The sequence below is a fragment of the Arthrobacter sp. 01N444 genome (genome assembly GCF_056399305.1).
Window position 1 is genome coordinate 1 of record NZ_JBFTRB010000045.1, and the last position, 480, is coordinate 480.

Sequence of the window (480 nt, forward strand, 5' to 3'; positions counted from 1 at the left end):
GCTTAGCCCGTTGCGTTTTTCGGGTTGAGTGAATCCGGCGCCGTTGTCGCTGATCACCACCGTCACCCTGCCCTTAACGACCGCAACCGAGACCGAGATTGTATCCGCCCCGGAGTGCCGGATGGCGTTGCTGAGCCCCTCGGAAACCACGGCCACGACGTTGTCAGCCTTGTCCGGTGTCACGGCATCCACGGGTCCCGTGATGGTCAGGCGCGGCGGGAACGGCATGGACTTGGACGAACTGCGAGTGACCCGACGGATCCGGCCGCTCAGCAGTTCGATCTCGCCTGTGTTGCTCTTGAGCGAGTAAATGGTGTCGCGCAGGCTGCGTATCGCTTCGTCGAGTTCGCCGGTGATGTTGCGGATGCGCTCCAGCGCCAGATCCTCCTTGGTGAAACGGGTCAGGCTCTGTACGCTCAGCCCGGCGGCGAACAGCCGCTGGATGACGAGGTCATGCAGGTCCCGGGCGATCCTGTCGCG

At 63.8% G+C, this 480-nt stretch carries 1 protein-coding gene; it reads right to left on the reverse strand.

All coding sequences use genetic code 11. The features are described from left to right. Positions 1 to 480: sensor histidine kinase (locus AC1DKN_RS21025; protein WP_476872409.1), on the reverse strand; the 480-nt coding region annotated here is incomplete at both ends.